Below are 18517 nucleotides of genomic sequence, written 5' to 3'. Positions count from 1 at the left end.
AGATCAATGATGATCTTCCCTTTTTTTATTGTTGATACCAACGATATTATTTGATACCGTACTTCTGCTGATACTTTTCATACAGCTGATGCTGTTTGTTATCCAGGTTCACCTCCCGGCCCTGAATAAAAGCGCGGGTGATCACACTGGACTTCATATCCAGCATATCGCCGGTACTGACGGCAATATTGGCATCTTTACCCGCTTCCAGTGACCCGGCAATTTTATCAATACCCAGTATTTTAGCGGCATTCAGCGTAACTGCGGACAGCGCTTCTTCACGGCTCAGGCCAAAAGTGCTGGCGGTACCGGCTTCGAAGCCAAGGTTGCGCTGCTGCCAGAAACCTTCATTGCTCAGGCAAAACAATACCCCTGCCTTTTGCAGCTGAGCGGCTGTTTTATATGGCTGGTCAATATCATCGTCCTGCATCAGCGGCAGGCTATGCGGCTGCCTGAGCACCACTGCGATATTGTTTTGTTTGAGCAGGTCCGCAATCTGCCAGGAGTCGGCGCCGCCAACGATCACCACGTCCATGTTGAATTCTTTGGCGAAGTCAATTGCGACGAGCATCTCCTTTACCAGGTCACAGTGAACGAATAGTTTCTGTTCCCGGTTGAACAGTTTACGCATCGACTCAAACTTAATATTGGTGGCGGCATGTTTGTTTTCCTGCAGATAGGCTTTGGCTTCGCGGAAAAACGCCCGTACCTTCTCCACCCGCTCCAATGCTTCTTTCAAGGGATCTTTCGACTGCGGCCCTCTGGGACCGTGGCCTAAACTGATGTCCACTAACCGGGGCATAACGAAATGCAGCGCGTCATCTGTTTTATAGGCGGCATCTTCCCAGTTCCACGCATCCAGCTGAACAACGGAAGACGTACCGCTGACCAGGCCTCCTTCAGGCGTCACCTGTGCCAGCAGGATACCGTTGGACCGCAGCGTGTTGATCACTTTGGAATCGGTATTATAAGAAACGATCGAGCGGATGGAAGGGTTGATCTCCCCTACCTCACGGGCATCGATGGTAGCGCGCACGCTTTCAAATTCCACGAGGCCCAGTTTGGTGTCCGGCGCAATGATGCCGGGATACACATGCTGTCCTTTCATATCCAGCACGGTGGCGTCGCCGGAGGCAGACACGCCCGCGCCGACAGCGGTTATTTTCCCTTTGACAAAGGCGATTGTCCCGTTTTCGATCACCTGGCCGTTGCCAACATGGATAACAGCGTTGGTGAGATATACCGGCTTGTCCTGCGGGCGGGCCGGCAAAATGGTTTCCTGGGCATAGGCAGAACTTGCGCCGAGGGCCAGGGCCAGTAGATATATGCTTCTTTTCATGATGTTTCAGTTTTTTAGAACCCGGCGCCGGTAGTTAATCCGAGGCCTTCCTGGTGACCAGCCTGTAAATCCTCACAGTGGTACATTTCATCCGGTGTGAAAGCGGCTTTCTGTGTAGGCGTGCCTTTTTTCTTTTCGCCCAGCAGTTTCTGTACGAGGCGGTTACGCTCGGCAGCAATGCGTTGACGCAGCTGCAGGTCATAGTCGCGGTCAAACTCCACGATACCGTCTACAATTGTTTTTTCTGCTTTGGCGTAGATGCTCAGCGGATTGTCGCTCCACAGCACCAGGTCGGCGTCTTTGCCTACTTTGATGCTGCCCGTGCGGTTATCCACATGAAGCAGGCGTGCAGGGTTGAGCGTCACCATTTTCAGCGCATCTTCTTCCGGAACACCACCATATTTCACGATTTTGCCGGCTTCCTGGTTCAGGCGGCGGGCCATTTCAGCATCATCGGAGTTGATGGCCGTTACTACGCCCACTTTATGCATAATAGCAGCGTTGTAAGGGATAGCATCCTGTACTTCCATTTTGTATGCCCACCAGTCGGCGAAAGTGCCGGCACCAGCGCCATGTGCTTTCATTTTATCCGCCACTTTATATCCTTCGAGGATATGGGTGAAAGTGTTGACACGGAAATGGAAGCTGTCCGCTACATGCATCAGCATATTGATTTCGCTTTGTACATAAGAGTGACAGGTGATGAAACGTTTGGCGTTGAGGATTTCTGAGAGTGCGTCCAGCTCCAGGTCACGGCGTTTGCCGGCGCCTTGCTTTTCGTAGTCACGGGCACGGGTAAACGCATCTACATATACCTGTTCCACACCCATTCTGGTTTGCGGGAAACGGACGGTATTACGTTCGCCCCAGTTGGATTGTTTCACGTTTTCACCCAGTGCAAATTTGATGAAGGGGTCCCAGTTGGTTACTTTCAGTCCTTCTGCATCCTGGCCCCAGCGCAGTTTAATGAGCTGTGACTGGCCACCGATAGGGTTGGCGCTGCCATGCAGCAGATGGGAGGCGGTAACGCCGCCGCTCAACTGACGGTAGATGTTCACATCGTCAGGATTGAGCACATCGCCGATGCGTACTTCAGCAGTAACGGCCTGAGAAGACTCATTCACGCCGTTGGAGATAGCGATGTGGGAGTGCTCATCGATGATGCCGGCAGAGAGGTGTTTGCCGGTACCGTCTATCACACGGGCATTACCGGCTGACAGGCCTTTGCCGATCTGCGCGATTTTGCCGCCGCGTACCAGTACATCGGTGTTTTCCAGTTTGCCATCTTTCTCGTTGGTCCATACCGTGGCATTTTTAATGAGGATATCCTGTTGTTGCGGCAGTTTATCCCAACCGTAACCACTAAACGGATAATACAACGGTCCCATCTCCACAGGAGTGCCTTTCCTGGCAGAATCGCTTTTGGCAGGTGCGGTACGGGCAAATACAGCATTCCATCTTACGGTGGCGCCGCTGGTGTCTACACCGGTGCCGGACCAGCCGCTTTCACCGATCAGGCCACTGAGCCTTACGCTGCTGCGGCCATTTTTGACGAGTGGTAAAGACAGGGTTACTAACTTACCATTGATATCGATACGGCCGGGGATGGTATCTTTCTGCAATACGGCCACCAAAGGTGCGGAGGCAGTACCTTTTACATCCAAAGTGATGCTGCTGCCCGGAGAGAGGGTAACCGTATAGATGCCACGGATATCGTTCCATCCGTCTTGTTTAACGACATAGCGGTTGCCCTGTACCCAGTTCTGCAGGATGAGGGTATTTTCTTTGAACACCGGACCGGAAGTGATGAGGAAGTTGGCCAGTTTACCTGCTTCGAGGCTGCCTACTTTATCATACACTTTCAGGGTGGTGGCGGGTGTTTTGGTGAGGGCGTCGAGCGCTTTTTGTTCGGTCAGGCCATATTCGATGGCTTTACGTACACTGCCCAGGAATGATTTCAAATCTTTCAGATCAGCTGCGGTAAGACAGAACGGGATATTGGCTTTTTCAAAAGCGGCTGGCTGTGAGGGCGCCATCTCCCAGTGTTTCATCTCTGACAGTGATACAAAGCGGGTGTCGTTGGGATCTTCCACATCGATCGCGCCGGGGAAATTAAGCGGCAGGATAAAAGTGGCTTTGGTAGCGGCGATTTCGGAGATACGCTGGTATTCGTTGCCACCGGCTTTGATGATGTATTGTACACCAAATTCATCCCCTATTTTATCTGCCCGCAGGGCATCCCATTTATCTTTTACTTCAAAGATCTGGGGCAGCTGCTGATTGGCGTTCCAGGCCTGGAGGCTGAGGTTCACGCCTTCTTTGGCAGGTTGTGATTTGTACCATTGCGCATCGAGGAAAGTCTGGCGCAGCAGGGCGATATATCCCATTTGTGAATTGGGATAGTTCTGGGTGGAGCTGCCTTTGTCGAAGGAGTACCCGGCAGCTACTTTTTCGCGGACGATCACTTTGTTTTCCTTGTCGCCTGCGAGGGTCACCAGCGCGGCGGTACCGCGGGCCACGCCGTCCATCTGCTGGGTAGCTACCGTGCCGAAGCCAGCTTCCCGCAGGGTAGCGGCTTTGGTCTCATCAGTGCTGAACTGGTCTACTGCGTTTATTTCGCTCCTGATAGCCTGGTTCCAGCCATAAGCGCCTTTTGTGTTGGAAAGGAACTGTGGTGGCGCGTTCCAGCCACCGCTAATACGTTTTACTTCAGCCTGGCCGTAGCTGCTGAAGATGTCTACAAAAGAAGGATAGATGTACTTTCCTTTACAATCCACCACCACTGCGTCTTTAGGGATGGCAGCGGCGGGACCGGCATCGATGATTTTGCCGTCACGGATCACCAGCGTAGCGTTGGGGAGGGTTGTCTGCGCATCTTTAACGATGGTAGCGTGGGTGAAAGCGAAACACCTGTCTTTAGGGTCCGCAATTCCGTTCACCGGAAAGGTTTCCTGTGCATGGGCATAGGAGCCTGCCAACAGTAGCGAGAACACCAACAGCTTACTGCGGTGCCGGTTCAGGGCATAGGCGACGCCACAGGAAAGCAGTGCCCTCCCGGGTTTCTCAAAAGCTCTTTTCATGTTCGGTTTTTTTACGATTCAGATTTTCAGTTGCTGGTCTTAAATGTAATAAATGATTGACCGGGGTGTTAGTAATTATTGCTTTTTTTTATGAGTGGTAGCGATGAATAGTTTTTGCATTAACACGAAAAAGGGATAATTTGACAAGGGTTTACCCATTAAGTTTGTCTAAATTTCATATAATAATTGCTGACTATGAAGATATTTTCGCTTCCCACGGTACTGCTCCTGTGTTGCCTGTTGACAGGCATCCGGCTGACCACCGCTGCACAAACCCAGGACAGCACCAACAACAGTGGGCGCTGGGGGGTAGAAGGCAGGGCCGATAAGATCAGCGACAAAATATCCAGAAAGGTAGGCCTGAACCGGGACCAGTACCAGCAGATCTACACCATCAATACCGACATTATCCGTCGTATGGACGCTATCCGCGCCAATACCGCACTTACCAAAAAAGACCGGATGCAACAGTTCAAAGCGCTGGAATCAGAACGCAGCCAGCGTTTCAAAAACGTGCTCTCTGCAGCGCAATATAAAAAATGGAACGACTGGGAAATGAGCAAAAAAGAGCATCTGGAAGAAAAGATGGAAAAGAAAAGACAACGTAAACAGGCTACGCGTCCATAACCAAAAGGTATTATCATTTCAGCTACCGGCGACATACAAACGATCTTTATGCATGCGGTATCTGCTGTACATCCTGTTCAGCTGATACGCCGTCATGTGCAGATAAAAGCCCCTTCCACCCTTGTTATTTCGGGAGATGATTATGTTTTGCCCCCACAGGGGCGGCTGATCGTGCTGGGCGCAGGTAAGGCATCGGCCGCTATGGCGCAGGAGCTGGAGAAAGTGCTGGAAGGACATATGCGCCCTGAGGGCCTGATCGTCACCAAACACGGGCATGGCTTGCCGTTGCAACAGCTTACGCTATTGGAGGCCGGTCATCCCGTGCCGGACAAATACAGCCTGGAAGCTTCCCGGCGGTTCCTGGAAATAGCTGCTACAGCCGAAGCGCACGACCTGGTGATACTGCTGCTGTCTGGCGGAGCTTCTGCCTTGCTGGCCGATGTGCCGGAAGGCAGTTCACTGGAAGACGTACAGCAGCTGTTTACCCTGCTGCTGAACAGTGGCGCCGGCATTCACGAAATGAACATCGTGCGTAAGCATCTCTCTAAAATAAAGGGCGGATGGCTGGCACAAAACATATACCCGGCCACGTTATGTGCCCTTGTACTGAGTGATGTGGTGGGCGATGATCTGAGTGTGATCGGCTCCGGGCCGGCAGTACCCGACCCCTCCACTTTTGCCGATACCATGGCCATCCTGGAGAAGTACCGGTTACTGGCTCAACTGCCGCCTGCCTTACGCCGTTACCTTGACAATGGTATGGCCGGTGTTATCCCGGATACGCCTAAGGCAGGCAGTCCTTTTTTTAAGCAGGTACATCACTATTTTGCCGGCACCAATCATATTGCCCTGCAAGCCGCGGCGGATAAAGCCCGCAGCCTGGGATACCATCCACAGGTGCTGGCCGCCGACACTACCGGCGACGCCCATACGGTAGCCGCCATGCTGGCAGCAGCCGCCATCAACTGGCAGGGTCCACGCCCGGGTTGTTTGCTCGCAGGCGGGGAAACCACCGTACAGGTAACCGGTAAAGGTAAAGGCGGCCGTAATCAACAGCTGGCATTGGCCGCAGCTATTGCACTGGCAGGACATGAAGGCATCACCCTGCTCAGTGCCGGTACTGATGGTACCGACGGGCCGACTAATGCTGCCGGCGCCATCGTCGACAACCATACGCTGGAGCTGGCCGCTGCCCTGCAACTCGATGCGCAAGATTTTCTGCAACAGCAGGATGCATGGACATTCTTCTCAAAAGCAGGCGGGTTACTGATTACAGGGCCTACACAAACCAACGTGATGGACCTCATGATCGTGTTGATCACTTAAACACAGCAATAAGCACACAGCTTTTGTTATTTAAACTTTGATTATCTGCTGATAGATTCTATTTTTGGGGTTTGATTCACAAGTTCTGGATTTTACTAAAACTAATATTGCATTATGCTGAGAATGGAACAGACATGGCGATGGTTCGGGCCCAATGATCCGGTTAGCCTGTCTGATATAAAACAGGCCGGTGCTACGGGTATCGTAACAGCATTGCACCATGTACCCAATGGAGTAGTGTGGACGACTGAAGAAATTTTAAAGCGTAAATCGGAGATCGAAGCCGCAGGCCTTACCTGGTCTGTAGTAGAGAGCATCCCTGTTCATGAAGATATTAAAACGCAGAGCGGTAATTTCCGCGAATATATTGCCAATTACCAGCAATCTATCCGTAACCTCGCTGCTGCCGGTATCCACGTAGTGACTTACAATTTTATGCCGGTGCTGGACTGGACCCGTACCGACCTGAGTTACGAAGTGGCCGATGGTTCCAAAGCACTGCGTTTTGAAAAAGCAGCTTTCCTGGCGTTCGACCTGTTCATGCTGAAACGTCCTGACGCAGAAAAAGATTATACCCTGGAGGAGGTCTCCCGCGCGAAAGAACATTTCGACAGCATGACCGACGAGTCCAAACAGCTGTTACAGAAAAATATTATTGCCGGTCTGCCCGGCTCTGAAGAGAGCTTCACCCTGGAACTGTTCCAGGCGGCACTCGACAAATACAAAGGTATTGACGCCACCCAACTGAAGCTGCACCTGTTCTATTTCCTGCAACAGATAGCACCGGTAGCCGAAGAGGTGGGCGTGAAACTGGCCATCCATCCGGATGATCCTCCGTTCCCGATTTTTGGGTTGCCCCGTATCGTGAGCACCGAACAGGATGCTAAAGAGCTGCTGATCGCTGCTCCATACACTTCCAACGGGCTGTGTTTCTGCACCGGTTCCTATGGTGTGCGTGCCGATAACGATCTGCCCGGCATGATCGAACGACTGGGCGATCATATCCACTTCATCCATCTGCGCAGCACACAACGTGATGCACAGGGCAACTTCCACGAAGCCAATCACCTCGAAGGCGACGTAGATATGTTTGCCGTGGTGAAAAACATCCTGCTCACCATGAAACGCCGCAATGTTTCCATTCCAATGCGGCCGGACCATGGGCATCAGATGCTGGACGACCTGCAGAAGAAAACCAATCCGGGTTACAGCGCTATCGGCCGCCTGCGCGGACTGGCAGAGCTGAGAGGCCTGGAAATGGGCATAGCGGGGGCTTTAGGCTCTGATTGACTGACATCTACCAGCATCAGGTCTGCACAAAGAGTAAGGGTGGGGATAAGCAATACCATCGTCGGACTGAGATGCTACGCCAGAGCAGAAAGCATATTTGAGACAATACCGTAATGGCTGATTACGTGTACAAACAGCACTGTTCTTTACCATAATCATATTGAACGAAGGGTTGACTCCATGTCAGCCCTTCGTTGTTTCGACATACCAAACCTACCTACAGTATTTATGAGTACAACAGAAGAAAGATACGAGGCATCCCTGGCCCGGAGGAAGTCCAGCCTGGGCCGTCTGCTCAGCCTCGTGAAAAAAGACCTCGATCAGCGCCTGACAGAAAAGCTGCTGGAACGGGGTTACAAAAACTTCCGCCCCGGCGACATGGTGGTGCTGATCAACATCGATGATGCCGGCACGATCAACAATGAACTGGCTAAAAAAGCCCGCATCAGCAAGCAAGCGATGAGCAAAGTGGTCAAAAACCTGGAAGCAGAAGGCTACATTGCCACCCGCAAGCATGACACCGACAATCGCGCCAGCCTTATCTTCCTCACCGATATGGGGAAAATGCTGCTGATAGAAGCCTCTGAATCTATCAAAGAAATCGAAACAAGCTACGTTGAAGTCGTAGGAGAAGAAGACATCACCTCCTTAAAACAGGTACTTCTGCGCCTGCACGCAGGACTGAACCTGTAACACTACCATAACCCCCTGTACTGTACGCATTCCAATAGTCTTTAACCCACCCCACAACGGCCCGGCCTCCCGGCGCCGGATAGATGTTTATTGCCTTATTTAAGCGTCAGGTAATAAGTGTCCACACTGTCTTTTACCAGGTGGGCCGACAGGCTTTGTTGTAACAATGCAATGGTTTCTTTTTCCGTTTTTTTGTTCAGGTTGATGGTGATTTTTTTCGCACAACGGCTTTCTGCAGAAGGGGGGATCATGATCTGAATATCATAAAAACTGCAAACCGCATCCAGTATTTCCGCTGCGGGCACATTGCGGAAGGCCAGCTGCCTTGTCTTCCATGCCAGCGGGGCCTGGCTGGCCAGCTTTTTCCGGGCTGGCGCTTTCTGGTGTTCCAGTATTCCCTGCATGCTGGCAGTAAGCATCATGGTGTCCGGCCTTTTCCCCGAAATGCCGATTTTGCCACGGGTCACGAACACTTTCGCCCCTTTGGCAGACGCGTGCACATGAAAGGCCGCAGCAGCCGTTTCCAGCCGGTAATCTCCGGGAACCAGCACCGTACACGAAGTATTACTGTTGAGATCAAAAAACACATCTCCTTTTGACACCTCGGCATAAACCGATTGCCGGTCACTGCTGTCGAACGAAATGGCCGCGTTTTTGTTCAGTATGATATAACCACCCGGAAGACGTAATGAATCTACCCGGCCGGTATTGTTGACATGAGCAAACATTTTGCGGGGCGGCGCTGTCTGACGGAAACACAACAGCAGTACCGCCACCAGCACCATGAGCACTGCAGCTGCCACCCATGTTTTGACAGTATAAAGGAAAGCCGGCAATGCTGTTGTTTTCACCGCAGTGGTGGCAACAACAGGTGTGCCCGAAGCTGTCAGCCATGCTGCCAGCTTGTTTTCCACATAACGCGCCTGCTCGGGGCTTTCAGCGACAAAAGCCGCGATAGCCTCCTGTAACACCGGATCGTGCGGAGATTGGATAAAACGTATAATCAGCTCATCAATGGCTGGCATAGGTGTAAAAAGTTACTGTCCTGTGGCTGGAAAACTGGTATAGCCGGCAAGATACAAAAGCCGGAGCACAGAATAAATAATTAGGCCACCTCGGGAAGGTTTAATATTTTTAATACAGACAGAAATGGCAAAAACGATAGGTATGTCACCTGAAATACACTACGACCAGGACTACATTGAGGGCTTGCTGCATCATACCCCTGAAATAATTGATGATATCTACCAGCGTTTCGCCTCCAAAGAGAAGCGTTTCATACTGCAGAAGAGCGGCACTGTCAAAGACGCAGCCCATATTTTTGAAGAAGCATTGATGGACATCTACTACTATGCACGGCGTCATCCGTTGCAGGTAAGCTCTTTTGAGCCCTTTCTGCAATTGCTCTGCAAACGTATCTGGGAGCGTGAACTGGAGAAGCGGGGACAACGCATCGCCGGCCTGGAAGCGGAAGAAAACGCCGCCCTCACCCGCGATGATATGATGGATATAGAAGATGTACTAAGGGAAGGCGAAAAAAGAAGGCTCGCTTACGGTCAATATCTCCAGCTCAACGATTCCTGTAAAGAACTGCTGAGCTGGGCGCTCACCGATTGCCTGCAGGAAGACATTGCCGTTGCTACTAAAATACCGGTACAGGAACTACCTGCCAACAGGCAAACCTGCTACCTCTCCCTCTTCAAAGACCTCGATGCCCGGCTGAAATCCGGTGGCATGGCCGCAGAAGACCTTGCAGCCGCCGATCGTTTCCTCTCAGGCCAGATGCCCGAAGCAGAAAAAAAGCTTTTCGAAGCCCGCCTGAAAACCGATGCTGCGCTTCAGCAGCAGGTAAAAAGATTTGAGCTGTTCCGCCGGCTGCTGGCACAGCGCATCTGTAAAGATCCTGCGCGCGATGCTATCCTGCATCTGCTGTTTTCCCGCCGCAACGCATGGTTCGCACCGAAAGAAAGCACGCCCACCCCTATCCGTAACACCGTCATACTCATCGCCCTGTTCGCCGCTGGTGTCGCCATCATGCTCTACATCAGCCCCTGGCGGAAAAACATCTACCGCCAGTTTGCTTCCACCGAAATGCTCACGCCTGATACTGACAGCCTCCGGCTACCGCGGGAAGCCATCGAGAAATTCAACCGTGGCCATTTCAGCGATGCCATCGCCATCCTCGACAAAGTACTGCAACAACATCCCAATAACCTCTACGCCCGCTATTACCGCGGCGTAAGCAAGGTTGACCTGAACCAGCTGGAGCCGGCCAGGGCAGATCTGGTACAGGTATACCAGCAAAGCAACGATCTTAAATATGAAGCCGCTTTTTATATGGGACTGAGCTATCTTAAGGAAGGACACAAGCAGGAATGTCTGGACTGGTTACTTAAAATACCATCCCAGGCTCCCAATTATATCAAGGTGCAGAAGCTGATAGAAGAACTAGGCGGATAACTTATACGGATTACTGCTGTAATGGATAAAGCTTTCCACTTCGTCTTTTATCAACTCGTATACAGGCGCTTTTTCCTTTTTTATCTGCAACAACTGTTGCAGGACCAGAAAATAAATTTCTCCTCTGCTGCAGCCATCTATCTGGGCTTTAAGAATGTCATTTTTTACCGCTTCACAACTGTTGGCATCCAGTTTCTGGTAAATAACATACAAGTCGTTCATCCAACTCATACCTCTAAAGTTTTTATTTCATAGGAACCTAAAGATATTAAAAAAAATCCTAAATCACAAATAAATCACAGGGTTACGGATAGGCAGGTTTCGGAGCACTTCTTCTACCTCCGGGTCATGGTTTAACATCAGCCAGAGCCGGTAATAATCGGTGTTGTTATAAGCGGCTGCGCCAAACAACAGGAAAGGCTGCGCCACCGGCCACTCGCTCCAGTACATCACATCTTTGGGATACGGCCAGGTACTTTTATCTTTTACATAAGGATACAGGAAAGCCATGCCTTTGGCCATATTGCGCTGCTCAGACGTATACCGCCACAGGTCATTCTTTTTGTCGTTCAACAACTGACAGATGGTGCTCATAGCATCAAGATTAAACAGCGAGTAGCCGTAAGGTTTAGTACGCCGCAGCTCCTGTGGAAAACTACCGTCTTCTGCCATCTGTGCGGGCAACAGCACCGTCTTATACCGATTGACACAGAAATCAGTCCATTGCCTGTTACCGGTAAATTTTGCAAAAGCGGCCACCTGCATCACCCAGCAGGTACCGTGGTTGTTTTTGGCATTCATCTCATCCTTACCATAAGGATGCGTGGTCATCCATGTAAGATAGGCTGTAAACCAGCGCTTAAAAGCCGCCAGGTCTGAAGGGGGTATCATACCCGCCTTCTCCATGATCTGCAGTGCCTGCACCACTTCCAGCAGATGAATGGTATCAATGATACCAATTCCCCTGCCGGTTGCCCTCCCCTTGATGGCCTGTGCATACAGCAGGCTGGGATTCATCCGGGTGGCCTCCTCTTCAAACCAGGCCCGGGCATGCACCAACGCATGTTGCAAGTAAGTCTTGTCTTTAGTAGCTACATAACCCGCTGCCAGCGCGCCCATAATACGGCTGAAACGGATCATCACCTGACGGTGCTCCACAAAATTATCGGGGTTGGTTTGCCCGTCACGCTGTACATACGGACTGTCGGCATGCGCAGGGTTGGGCCACCAATAATCACCTTCTGAATAAAAATCGTGTTTACCGCCGGCACTACGGTCACAGCTAAACGCTGTAATAGTCAGTGGCATTTGTTGCATGGCCCAGGCTGCCCGCTCCACAATAGCCGGCCTGGTGTCTTGCAGTACTTTCTTCAGAAAGGGAGACTGCGCCTTTGTTTGTCCTGCAAACAACAACAAAAAGAGTAAAACGTACCGCATGCTGTAAAGACATTTGTTTCATGAAAAAGCAGCAAAGAAGACAGTTGCTCCTTTGCTGCCTGTGCCGCCGATGTTATCAGCGTTTTATAGTGAATACTTTTCCGTCATGCCCGCCTACTTCCATAGTAAAGCTGCCGGTATGCCGGCCGTAACTTTTCCCTGTCCAGTAATCCAGCACCTCACCGGGCTTGTCCAGTTTTACTGTTATTTTTTTGGGAGATGTCTGCCAGTTGAGAAAGATAATATTTTTTCCTGTAGTGGTATTGACTTCTCCCACTTCAAAATCAGTATCGGTGAAAGCTGCTGCCTTAGCGGTAGGCGGCACCGCTTTACGCAGCATGTTCAACCGCTCAGGTGTTATTTTAGTAAGATCATCTCCACTGAGCAACATACCGCCGGTAGCATATATCAGCGCTGCATGGAAATTAAATTCATTGTCAGGCATATTACCGGTCAATACCAGGCAGTCCGGGTCATTCCACCACAGGCGGCCATTTTGCCAGGAACGATAAAGATTCTCACGACCAGACTTTTCAAATACCGTCCAGGTACGTTTGATGTCCATACTGCTGCGGGAACCATGTACCAGCCCCAGCGACGGCCACAACGGATGGTTACATCCCAGGATAAACGCATCGCGCGTGCCTTTGAGCACAGCTTCCATGCCACGACGGTAAGCTTCTACCCGGGTAGCCTGCTTGTCGTAATAAACACCGCCATGGATGGCTCCCCAGAAATTGGCGTCGAGCTTGAAGTAGGTCACGCCCCAATCATTGCGCATAGTGCGGAACAATTGCTCAAAATGCCGCTGTACCTCGGGATGCGTGCCATCCAGCACATACCATGGTTTCAGGCGCCAGCCGCCGAAAGTCACAAGGTCGCTGCGCAATGGTTTGCCACTCTTGTCTTTCACGAGCCAGTCCGGATGTTGTTTGAAAATAGTGGAATTGCTGTCGCAGATAAAAGGCGCCACCCAGATGGCCGGCTCAAACCCTTTGTCACGGATGGTGTGCAGCACCTGCTGTACATTACCTCCGAAAGAATTTCCTACTTCCAGCCAGTCTCCCATATGCGGCTGATAGCCATCATCCAGCTGGATGTACTGCAGCGCGGGGATATTAGTTTTGATGTAATCGAGGTTATCGTAAATATTCTGTGCGGTCACTCTTGGACCGAAACAATACCAGGAACACCAGCCGGTAGGCGGCGCTTTAAATTCCAGCCGTGGATGAAAATGATGGATACGGTTTGCGAAGCGGTCCAGCAGGTTATTGCCATCCTTACCGCTGAGCACCATCAGTTCTTCCAGCTTAAACTCCTTACCCGGCGCCAGTTCCAGGTCTTCCAGGTCCACCACGGCTTTGATGGTGTCGGCCGACAAATAGAACTTGCCTACAAAACGGTTACTGGAAGTATATCCCAACAGCAGCTGCACGTCCTTTGCCGGATACAGGCGCAGCAGGTTGTATACCGCTAGATAGCCATCAGGTTTGGGTATCTTATAGTGGCCCTCATCGGTATAATTACCCAAAGCCTTTGGTGCTGCCAGTGTGCCCGCTGATTGTGTCAGCATCTGGAAACCTTCAGCATAAAACGGTGTAGAGGGCGCGAGTACTTTACCAACAGCACCCAGCACCACTTCTTTCAGCCGTACTGGCTGACTACCGGTGTTGACTACACGCACATCGCACAGCTCGCCGGACCAGTTGCGTACTACCTTTATCGCAGCCGGCGCCACCGCACCGCCTGATTGATAAACAGTCGCAGGACTGCCCTTCAGTGATTTTATAAACTGGTCTGTTTCTCCCGCCCTGGCCAGCAGCTGGCCCAGCAGCAAACAGCCCGTCAATATCAGGGATTGTTTTTTCATAACGATCATGATTTTGGTTGCATAGTGATTTCAAATAATTTCATTAGCTCCGGCCCACTGATTTGCGTAGGCTTAACGGTGATCTCATATTCTCCGGCAGGCAGCCTGATTTCCTGTAATGTCTGTGTTACGATCTCCGTTTTTTTAGCAGATTTCACTTCAGCATGGATCACATTTTTGCCGATGCGGATTTCGTAGGCATTGCCAGGAGGCTGATCGGTAGCGTATTTGATGCTAATATCAAACACTGCGTCGCGGGTAGTCCGTATTTTCCAGCTAACGTACTGGTCCATGTTTTTCCAGCCCTGTACAAAGTACGCCGCTTTTTTACCGTCACCGAAAGAGAAGCCTTTGCCATGCTGTGTGGCATCGAACGCCCGCAGCACATTCGTTAGCCGGCGGGTATCGAGCACACGCACGCTATCACCCTTCATATCTTTCATTTCGAGGACAACTACGCTGTTAATGCTATCTGGCGCCGTTTCAGGCAGAACAATGCTCAGATCTTTGGGATTCACGCGGACCACTTTTACCGGCTGCTTATTGGCCAGCAGGTAAGCTCTTTCCACTTTTCCATACAACCCACCCACATACAACGGGCTGCCCCATTGAAATACGTGCAGATACAGCTTATTTCCTTTCCGGGTGCTTTCGCCCCAGGGCTGTGCTGGTAATGGTGTGGCGGCAGTGCCGTAGATGCTCTCTCCGTTCTGCTGCATCCAGGCGCCAATACCATGCAGAATAACGGTATCCCGTGGATCGATGGTACCATCGCCTTCAGGGCCTATGTTCATCAGCAGATTCCCTCCTTTAGCTGCGGCTTTGGCCATCAGGCGGATAAAGAACCCAACCGGCTTATGACTGCTGTCATAACGGGAATACCCATACGATTCGTTGGTAGTGGGGATCGCTTCCCAGTCACCGGTGACAGGATAAAACTCTGCCGGCCTGTCGGAAGTGTTTTTATAATCACCGAAGGAGATCTTGCCTGTGCGGGCCAACCTTCCGTTCACCACCACATGTTTATCCACCGCACGGATGGCTTCCAGGATGTGGATATTTTCACTCAGCGGCAGCTTGTGCGGTGTATCAAACCAGAGGATATCCGGATGATATTTGCGCAACAGTTCCTGTATCTGTGGAATGGATTTTTCGTTGACATACTTCACGGCTTTGGGCAGCAGTTCCGGATGTGCATCATACCAGCTAGCGCCGCCATGCAGGTTTTTATCTCCTCCGGGATTATCATAATCCCAATCGTTGCCGGGAGCGTCCGGATGTTCCCAGTCAAATGCGTGTGAATAATAGAAGCCGAAGCGGATGCCGTATTTCTTACAGGCGGCAGACAGGGCGGCCATCGGGTCCTGCTTAAAAGGCGATTGGCCGATACTGTAATCACTAATAGCGGTGGGATACATGGCCACGCCATCGTGGTGTTTGGCGGTGATGATGAGGTAACGCATGCCGGCGTCGCGGATCATTTTCACCCACGCATCGGCATCAAAGTGTGCCGGATTGAAGTGTTGTATCAGTTTTTGCGCATACTCCTGTCGACTGATTTTCTCTTTCCGCATCAGGTGTTCGGCATAGCCTTCCACTTTTTTGCCGTTCCATTCGCCGCCCGGCACGGAATATACGCCCCAGTGAATAAAGCAGCCGAATCGCGCTTCACGCCACCAGGCGATGCGCTGGTCATGGTTTTTCATGGAGGCGGTCCACCAGCCGTTGACAGCGGAGTCTATAGCTGCTTTATCACGGCTGGCAGCTTTCTGGGCAAGGATGCCATCATCGTCTCCCTTTACCTGTGCAACGGTAGCAGTTGATATAACGCCAACGGCTAAACTCAATATTGCTTTCCTGAAACTCATCGTATGTCATAGGTTTTACCAGCCACGGTGGGCACGTCATACTCATACACTTTTTTAAGTGATAGCTCCGCCAGTTTGGAGGCATCTTTCACTTCTGTTTTTACAGGTATGGGCAAGGGATAAAAAGGATTGTTATTAACGCCGGAGGCTTGTTGTAGCGTAGCACCGTTGATCTGCACCGGTTTCGATGTGCGCACGCGCAGATTGCCGCCCAGTGCGGAGCGCACCACAGCATGTGTGAGCTGACCGTTCTTCCATTCCATATCGACTTCAAAACCACCGCGTGCTTTTAAGCCCTTTACGGAGCCGGCAGGCCACACGTCGGGCAGGGCGGGCAACAGGTGAATTACGCCATCATGGCTCTGTACCAGCATTTCTGTGATACCGGAAGTAACACCAAAATTGCCGTCTATCTGGAAAGGTGGATGCGCATCGAACAGGTTGGGATAAGAGCCGCCGCTGTTGTCGGCTACGCTCACTTCCTGTCCACCGGCGAGGAACAATTGTTTGTTCAACATCGTATAGGCGTGGTTGCCGTCTTCGAGGCGTGCCCACCAGTTGATCTTCCAGGATTTGGACCATCCGGTGCCCCCATCGCCGCGCAGCAGCAGGCTGCGTTTAGCCGCTGCCGCGAGGACCGCATCCCGGCGAGGGTTGATGAAGTTGCCCGGGAAGAGGCCATACACGTGAGATACGTGCCGGTGGCTGTCTTTCGGGTCGTCCCAGTCTTTATACCATTCCTGTAGCTGGCCATATTGTCCTGCGTGGAATGGATATATATCTTTCATCCTGTCTTTCATTTTAGCGATCAGGTCAGCGTCTTTGCCCAACACCGTGGCAGCCCGTATGGTGTTGGTAAACAGATCATGGATGATAGACAAATCCATGGTGGAAGCGATGCTGACAGAACCTTCCCTTTTGCCGTCTATAAGGAAATTATTTTCGGGCGTAGTGGAGGGGTTCGTCACCCACTGACCGCTTTCGTTTTTAACGAGCCAGTCGAGCATAAATTCCGCAGCGCCTTTCAGGTCGGGATACATCTGTACCAGCTGTTGTTTATCACCGGTAAACAGATAATGTTCCCACAGGTGACGGCTCAGCCATGCCCCGCCCATAGGCCATATCGCCCATTTGGGATTTCCGTTGGGGTCGCTGAAATCAAAGCCACCAGCCGGATTGGTCATCGCCCAGATATCTGTATTGTGGTGGGCAGTCCACCCGGAAGCACCATAGTTAACGGCAGCGGTTACACGTCCGCGTTTGGCCATTTTATGGATGAAGTCAAACAATGGCTGGCCGCACTCCGATAAGTTGGCTGTTTCGGAAGGCCAGTAGTTCATCTCTGTATTGATATTGATGGTGTAGTTAGAGCCCCATGGTGGCTGCATCTCTTTGTTCCACAGGCCTTGAAGGGAAAGCGCGGGGCCGCCTTTACGGGAGCCTGCAATCATGAGGTAGCGGCCATACTGGTACAGCAGCGTGGTCAATTGCGGATCGCGGTTACCGCCGGCACTGGTATAGGCTTTCAGGCGTTCGTCGGTAGGCAGTTGTTCGCTGCCATCCGTACCGAGGTTAAGTGTTACTTTGCTGAACAGCCGTTGATAATCTGCCAGATGAGTATTCAGCAGCGCCGCATAGGGCGTGTTTTGCGCTTTCTTCAGCGGAGCCATCGCGGCAGCAGCAGGATCGCCGGCCCAGTCTTCCGGGCTTTTGTAGCTGGTACCGATAGACACCAGCAGCATCGCTTCGGTAGCGCCGCTGACGGTAATACCGGCCGTATCGGTCGTTACTTTTCCGCCATTGGTGCGGGCGTCCATATGCACTTCATAGTTGATGCCTTTATCGCCGTAAACGATTTGTTTCGCTTCATAAGGGCGGCTGGCCACATATTCCGGGCAACGGCCTTTCATCACAAGGTAGTGGTTGTTGACTGCCTTGTTCGTATGTGGCATCGGGTTAGCGAAGCTGCTGTGGAATCGCAACATGCCCGGTTTACTGGCGGTGTAGCGGACAACCAGCAGCTGCGCGGGATAGCTGGAAAATACTTCCCGGGTATAATACACGCCATCAGCGGTATAAGAAACCTTGCTGATGCTGCGGTTGAGGTCCAGCTCACGATAATAGTTTTCAGCGTTCTGCGGCACGTCATTTTCAATGAAAAGACTCCCCAGCGTGATGTAACGCGCGCTGTAGGTGCCCATCATTTTTTTGGCCAGCTTATCAGCTTCTTTGTACCTGCCTTCGTTGAGTAGCTGGCGCATCTGTGGCAACGTTTCTTTGGCGAGCGGGTTATCACCGTTGCGCGGTGTGCCGGACCAAAGAAATCCTTCATTGAGCTGAAGTTCTTCTTTTTGTACGCCGCCGAAGACCATGGCGCCAATGCGGCCATTGCCCACAGGCAGCGCTTCCACCCATTGCCGGGCAGGTTGTTTGTACCAGAGCTTCAGCAGGGAATCGGCCGGGGTGGCGGCATTTGCCTGCCACGAAAAAATCAGCAGGCCAATTCCGGTAAAAAGTTTTTTCATGA

The 18517-nt window shown here is 51.6% G+C and carries 13 protein-coding genes; 5 read left to right on the top strand and 8 right to left on the bottom strand.

Annotation, left to right across the window (positions count from 1 at the left end):
• Nucleotides 1-46: 46 nt before the first annotated feature.
• Together HHL17_RS28890 and HHL17_RS28885 are read right to left on the bottom strand one after the other, a co-directional pair.
• The gene (locus tag HHL17_RS28890; RefSeq protein ID WP_169228337.1) at nt 47-1339 is read right to left on the bottom strand and encodes an amidohydrolase family protein; all 1293 of its coding nucleotides are present in this window, start codon (nt 1337-1339) and stop codon (nt 47-49) included.
• Between the two features lie 14 nt (nt 1340-1353).
• Nucleotides 1354-4419, bottom strand: a complete 3066-nt coding sequence (locus tag HHL17_RS28885) for an amidohydrolase family protein (protein ID WP_169228336.1) — start codon at nt 4417-4419, stop codon at nt 1354-1356.
• Nucleotides 4420-4614: 195 nt separating this feature from the next.
• Between HHL17_RS28885 and HHL17_RS28880 the strand changes: the two genes are divergently transcribed.
• The 4 genes from HHL17_RS28880 to HHL17_RS28865 all read left to right on the top strand — a co-directional run bounded on the left by HHL17_RS28880 (nt 4615) and on the right by HHL17_RS28865 (nt 8355).
• Entirely contained in the window at nt 4615-5046 is a 432-nt protein-coding gene (locus HHL17_RS28880) for a hypothetical protein (RefSeq protein ID WP_169228335.1), read from the top strand.
• A 9-nt stretch (nt 5047-5055) separates the two neighbouring features.
• Entirely contained in the window at nt 5056-6372 is a 1317-nt protein-coding gene (locus HHL17_RS33865; protein ID WP_317166682.1) for a glycerate kinase type-2 family protein, read from the top strand.
• Nucleotides 6373-6486: 114 nt separating this feature from the next.
• Nucleotides 6487-7662, top strand: a complete 1176-nt coding sequence (gene uxuA, locus HHL17_RS28870; protein WP_169228333.1) for a mannonate dehydratase — start codon at nt 6487-6489, stop codon at nt 7660-7662.
• 228 nt (nt 7663-7890) lie between these two features.
• Nucleotides 7891-8355: a MarR family winged helix-turn-helix transcriptional regulator gene (locus tag HHL17_RS28865; RefSeq protein WP_169228332.1), complete on the top strand. Its 465-nt coding sequence runs from the start codon at nt 7891-7893 to the stop codon at nt 8353-8355.
• A 95-nt stretch (nt 8356-8450) separates the two neighbouring features.
• Here the strand turns inward: HHL17_RS28865 and HHL17_RS28860 are convergent, their stop codons facing one another.
• Nucleotides 8451-9380, bottom strand: a complete 930-nt coding sequence (locus tag HHL17_RS28860) for a FecR family protein (RefSeq protein WP_169228331.1) — start codon at nt 9378-9380, stop codon at nt 8451-8453.
• Between the two features lie 142 nt (nt 9381-9522).
• Here HHL17_RS28860 and HHL17_RS28855 point away from each other — a divergent pair, with 142 nt between their 5' ends.
• Complete coding sequence (locus HHL17_RS28855) at nt 9523-10815, top strand: tetratricopeptide repeat protein (RefSeq protein ID WP_169228330.1); 1293 nt, start codon at nt 9523-9525, stop codon at nt 10813-10815.
• Here HHL17_RS28855 and HHL17_RS28850 read toward each other — a convergent pair.
• The 5 genes from HHL17_RS28850 to HHL17_RS28830 form a co-directional block, all read right to left on the bottom strand.
• Nucleotides 10804-11046, bottom strand: a complete 243-nt coding sequence (locus HHL17_RS28850; protein ID WP_169228329.1) for a dsRNA-binding motif domain-containing protein — start codon at nt 11044-11046, stop codon at nt 10804-10806. The genes HHL17_RS28855 and HHL17_RS28850 overlap by 12 nt on opposite strands.
• 54 nt (nt 11047-11100) lie before the next feature.
• On the bottom strand, nt 11101-12252 hold the full coding sequence (locus HHL17_RS28845) for an alginate lyase family protein (RefSeq protein WP_169228328.1): 1152 nt from the start codon (nt 12250-12252) through the stop codon (nt 11101-11103).
• A 76-nt stretch (nt 12253-12328) separates the two neighbouring features.
• Nucleotides 12329-14122, bottom strand: coding sequence for a glycoside hydrolase family 36 protein (locus tag HHL17_RS28840; protein WP_169228327.1), 1794 nt, complete (start codon nt 14120-14122; stop codon nt 12329-12331).
• A gap of 5 nt (nt 14123-14127) precedes the next feature.
• Nucleotides 14128-15990, bottom strand: coding sequence for an alpha-L-fucosidase (locus tag HHL17_RS28835; RefSeq protein WP_169228326.1), 1863 nt, complete (start codon nt 15988-15990; stop codon nt 14128-14130).
• The gene (locus tag HHL17_RS28830) at nt 15987-18515 is read right to left on the bottom strand and encodes a glycoside hydrolase family 95 protein (RefSeq protein ID WP_169228325.1); all 2529 of its coding nucleotides are present in this window, start codon (nt 18513-18515) and stop codon (nt 15987-15989) included. The genes HHL17_RS28835 and HHL17_RS28830 overlap by 4 nt, the downstream gene beginning before the upstream one ends.
• Between the last annotated feature and the right edge of the window lie 2 nt (nt 18516-18517).

The organism is Chitinophaga fulva, from assembly GCF_012927205.1.
In the GTDB taxonomy this organism is placed as follows: domain Bacteria; phylum Bacteroidota; class Bacteroidia; order Chitinophagales; family Chitinophagaceae; genus Chitinophaga; species Chitinophaga fulva.
The sequence above is the reverse complement of the archived record's forward strand: the minus strand, read 5'-3'. Positions and strand labels throughout refer to the sequence as shown.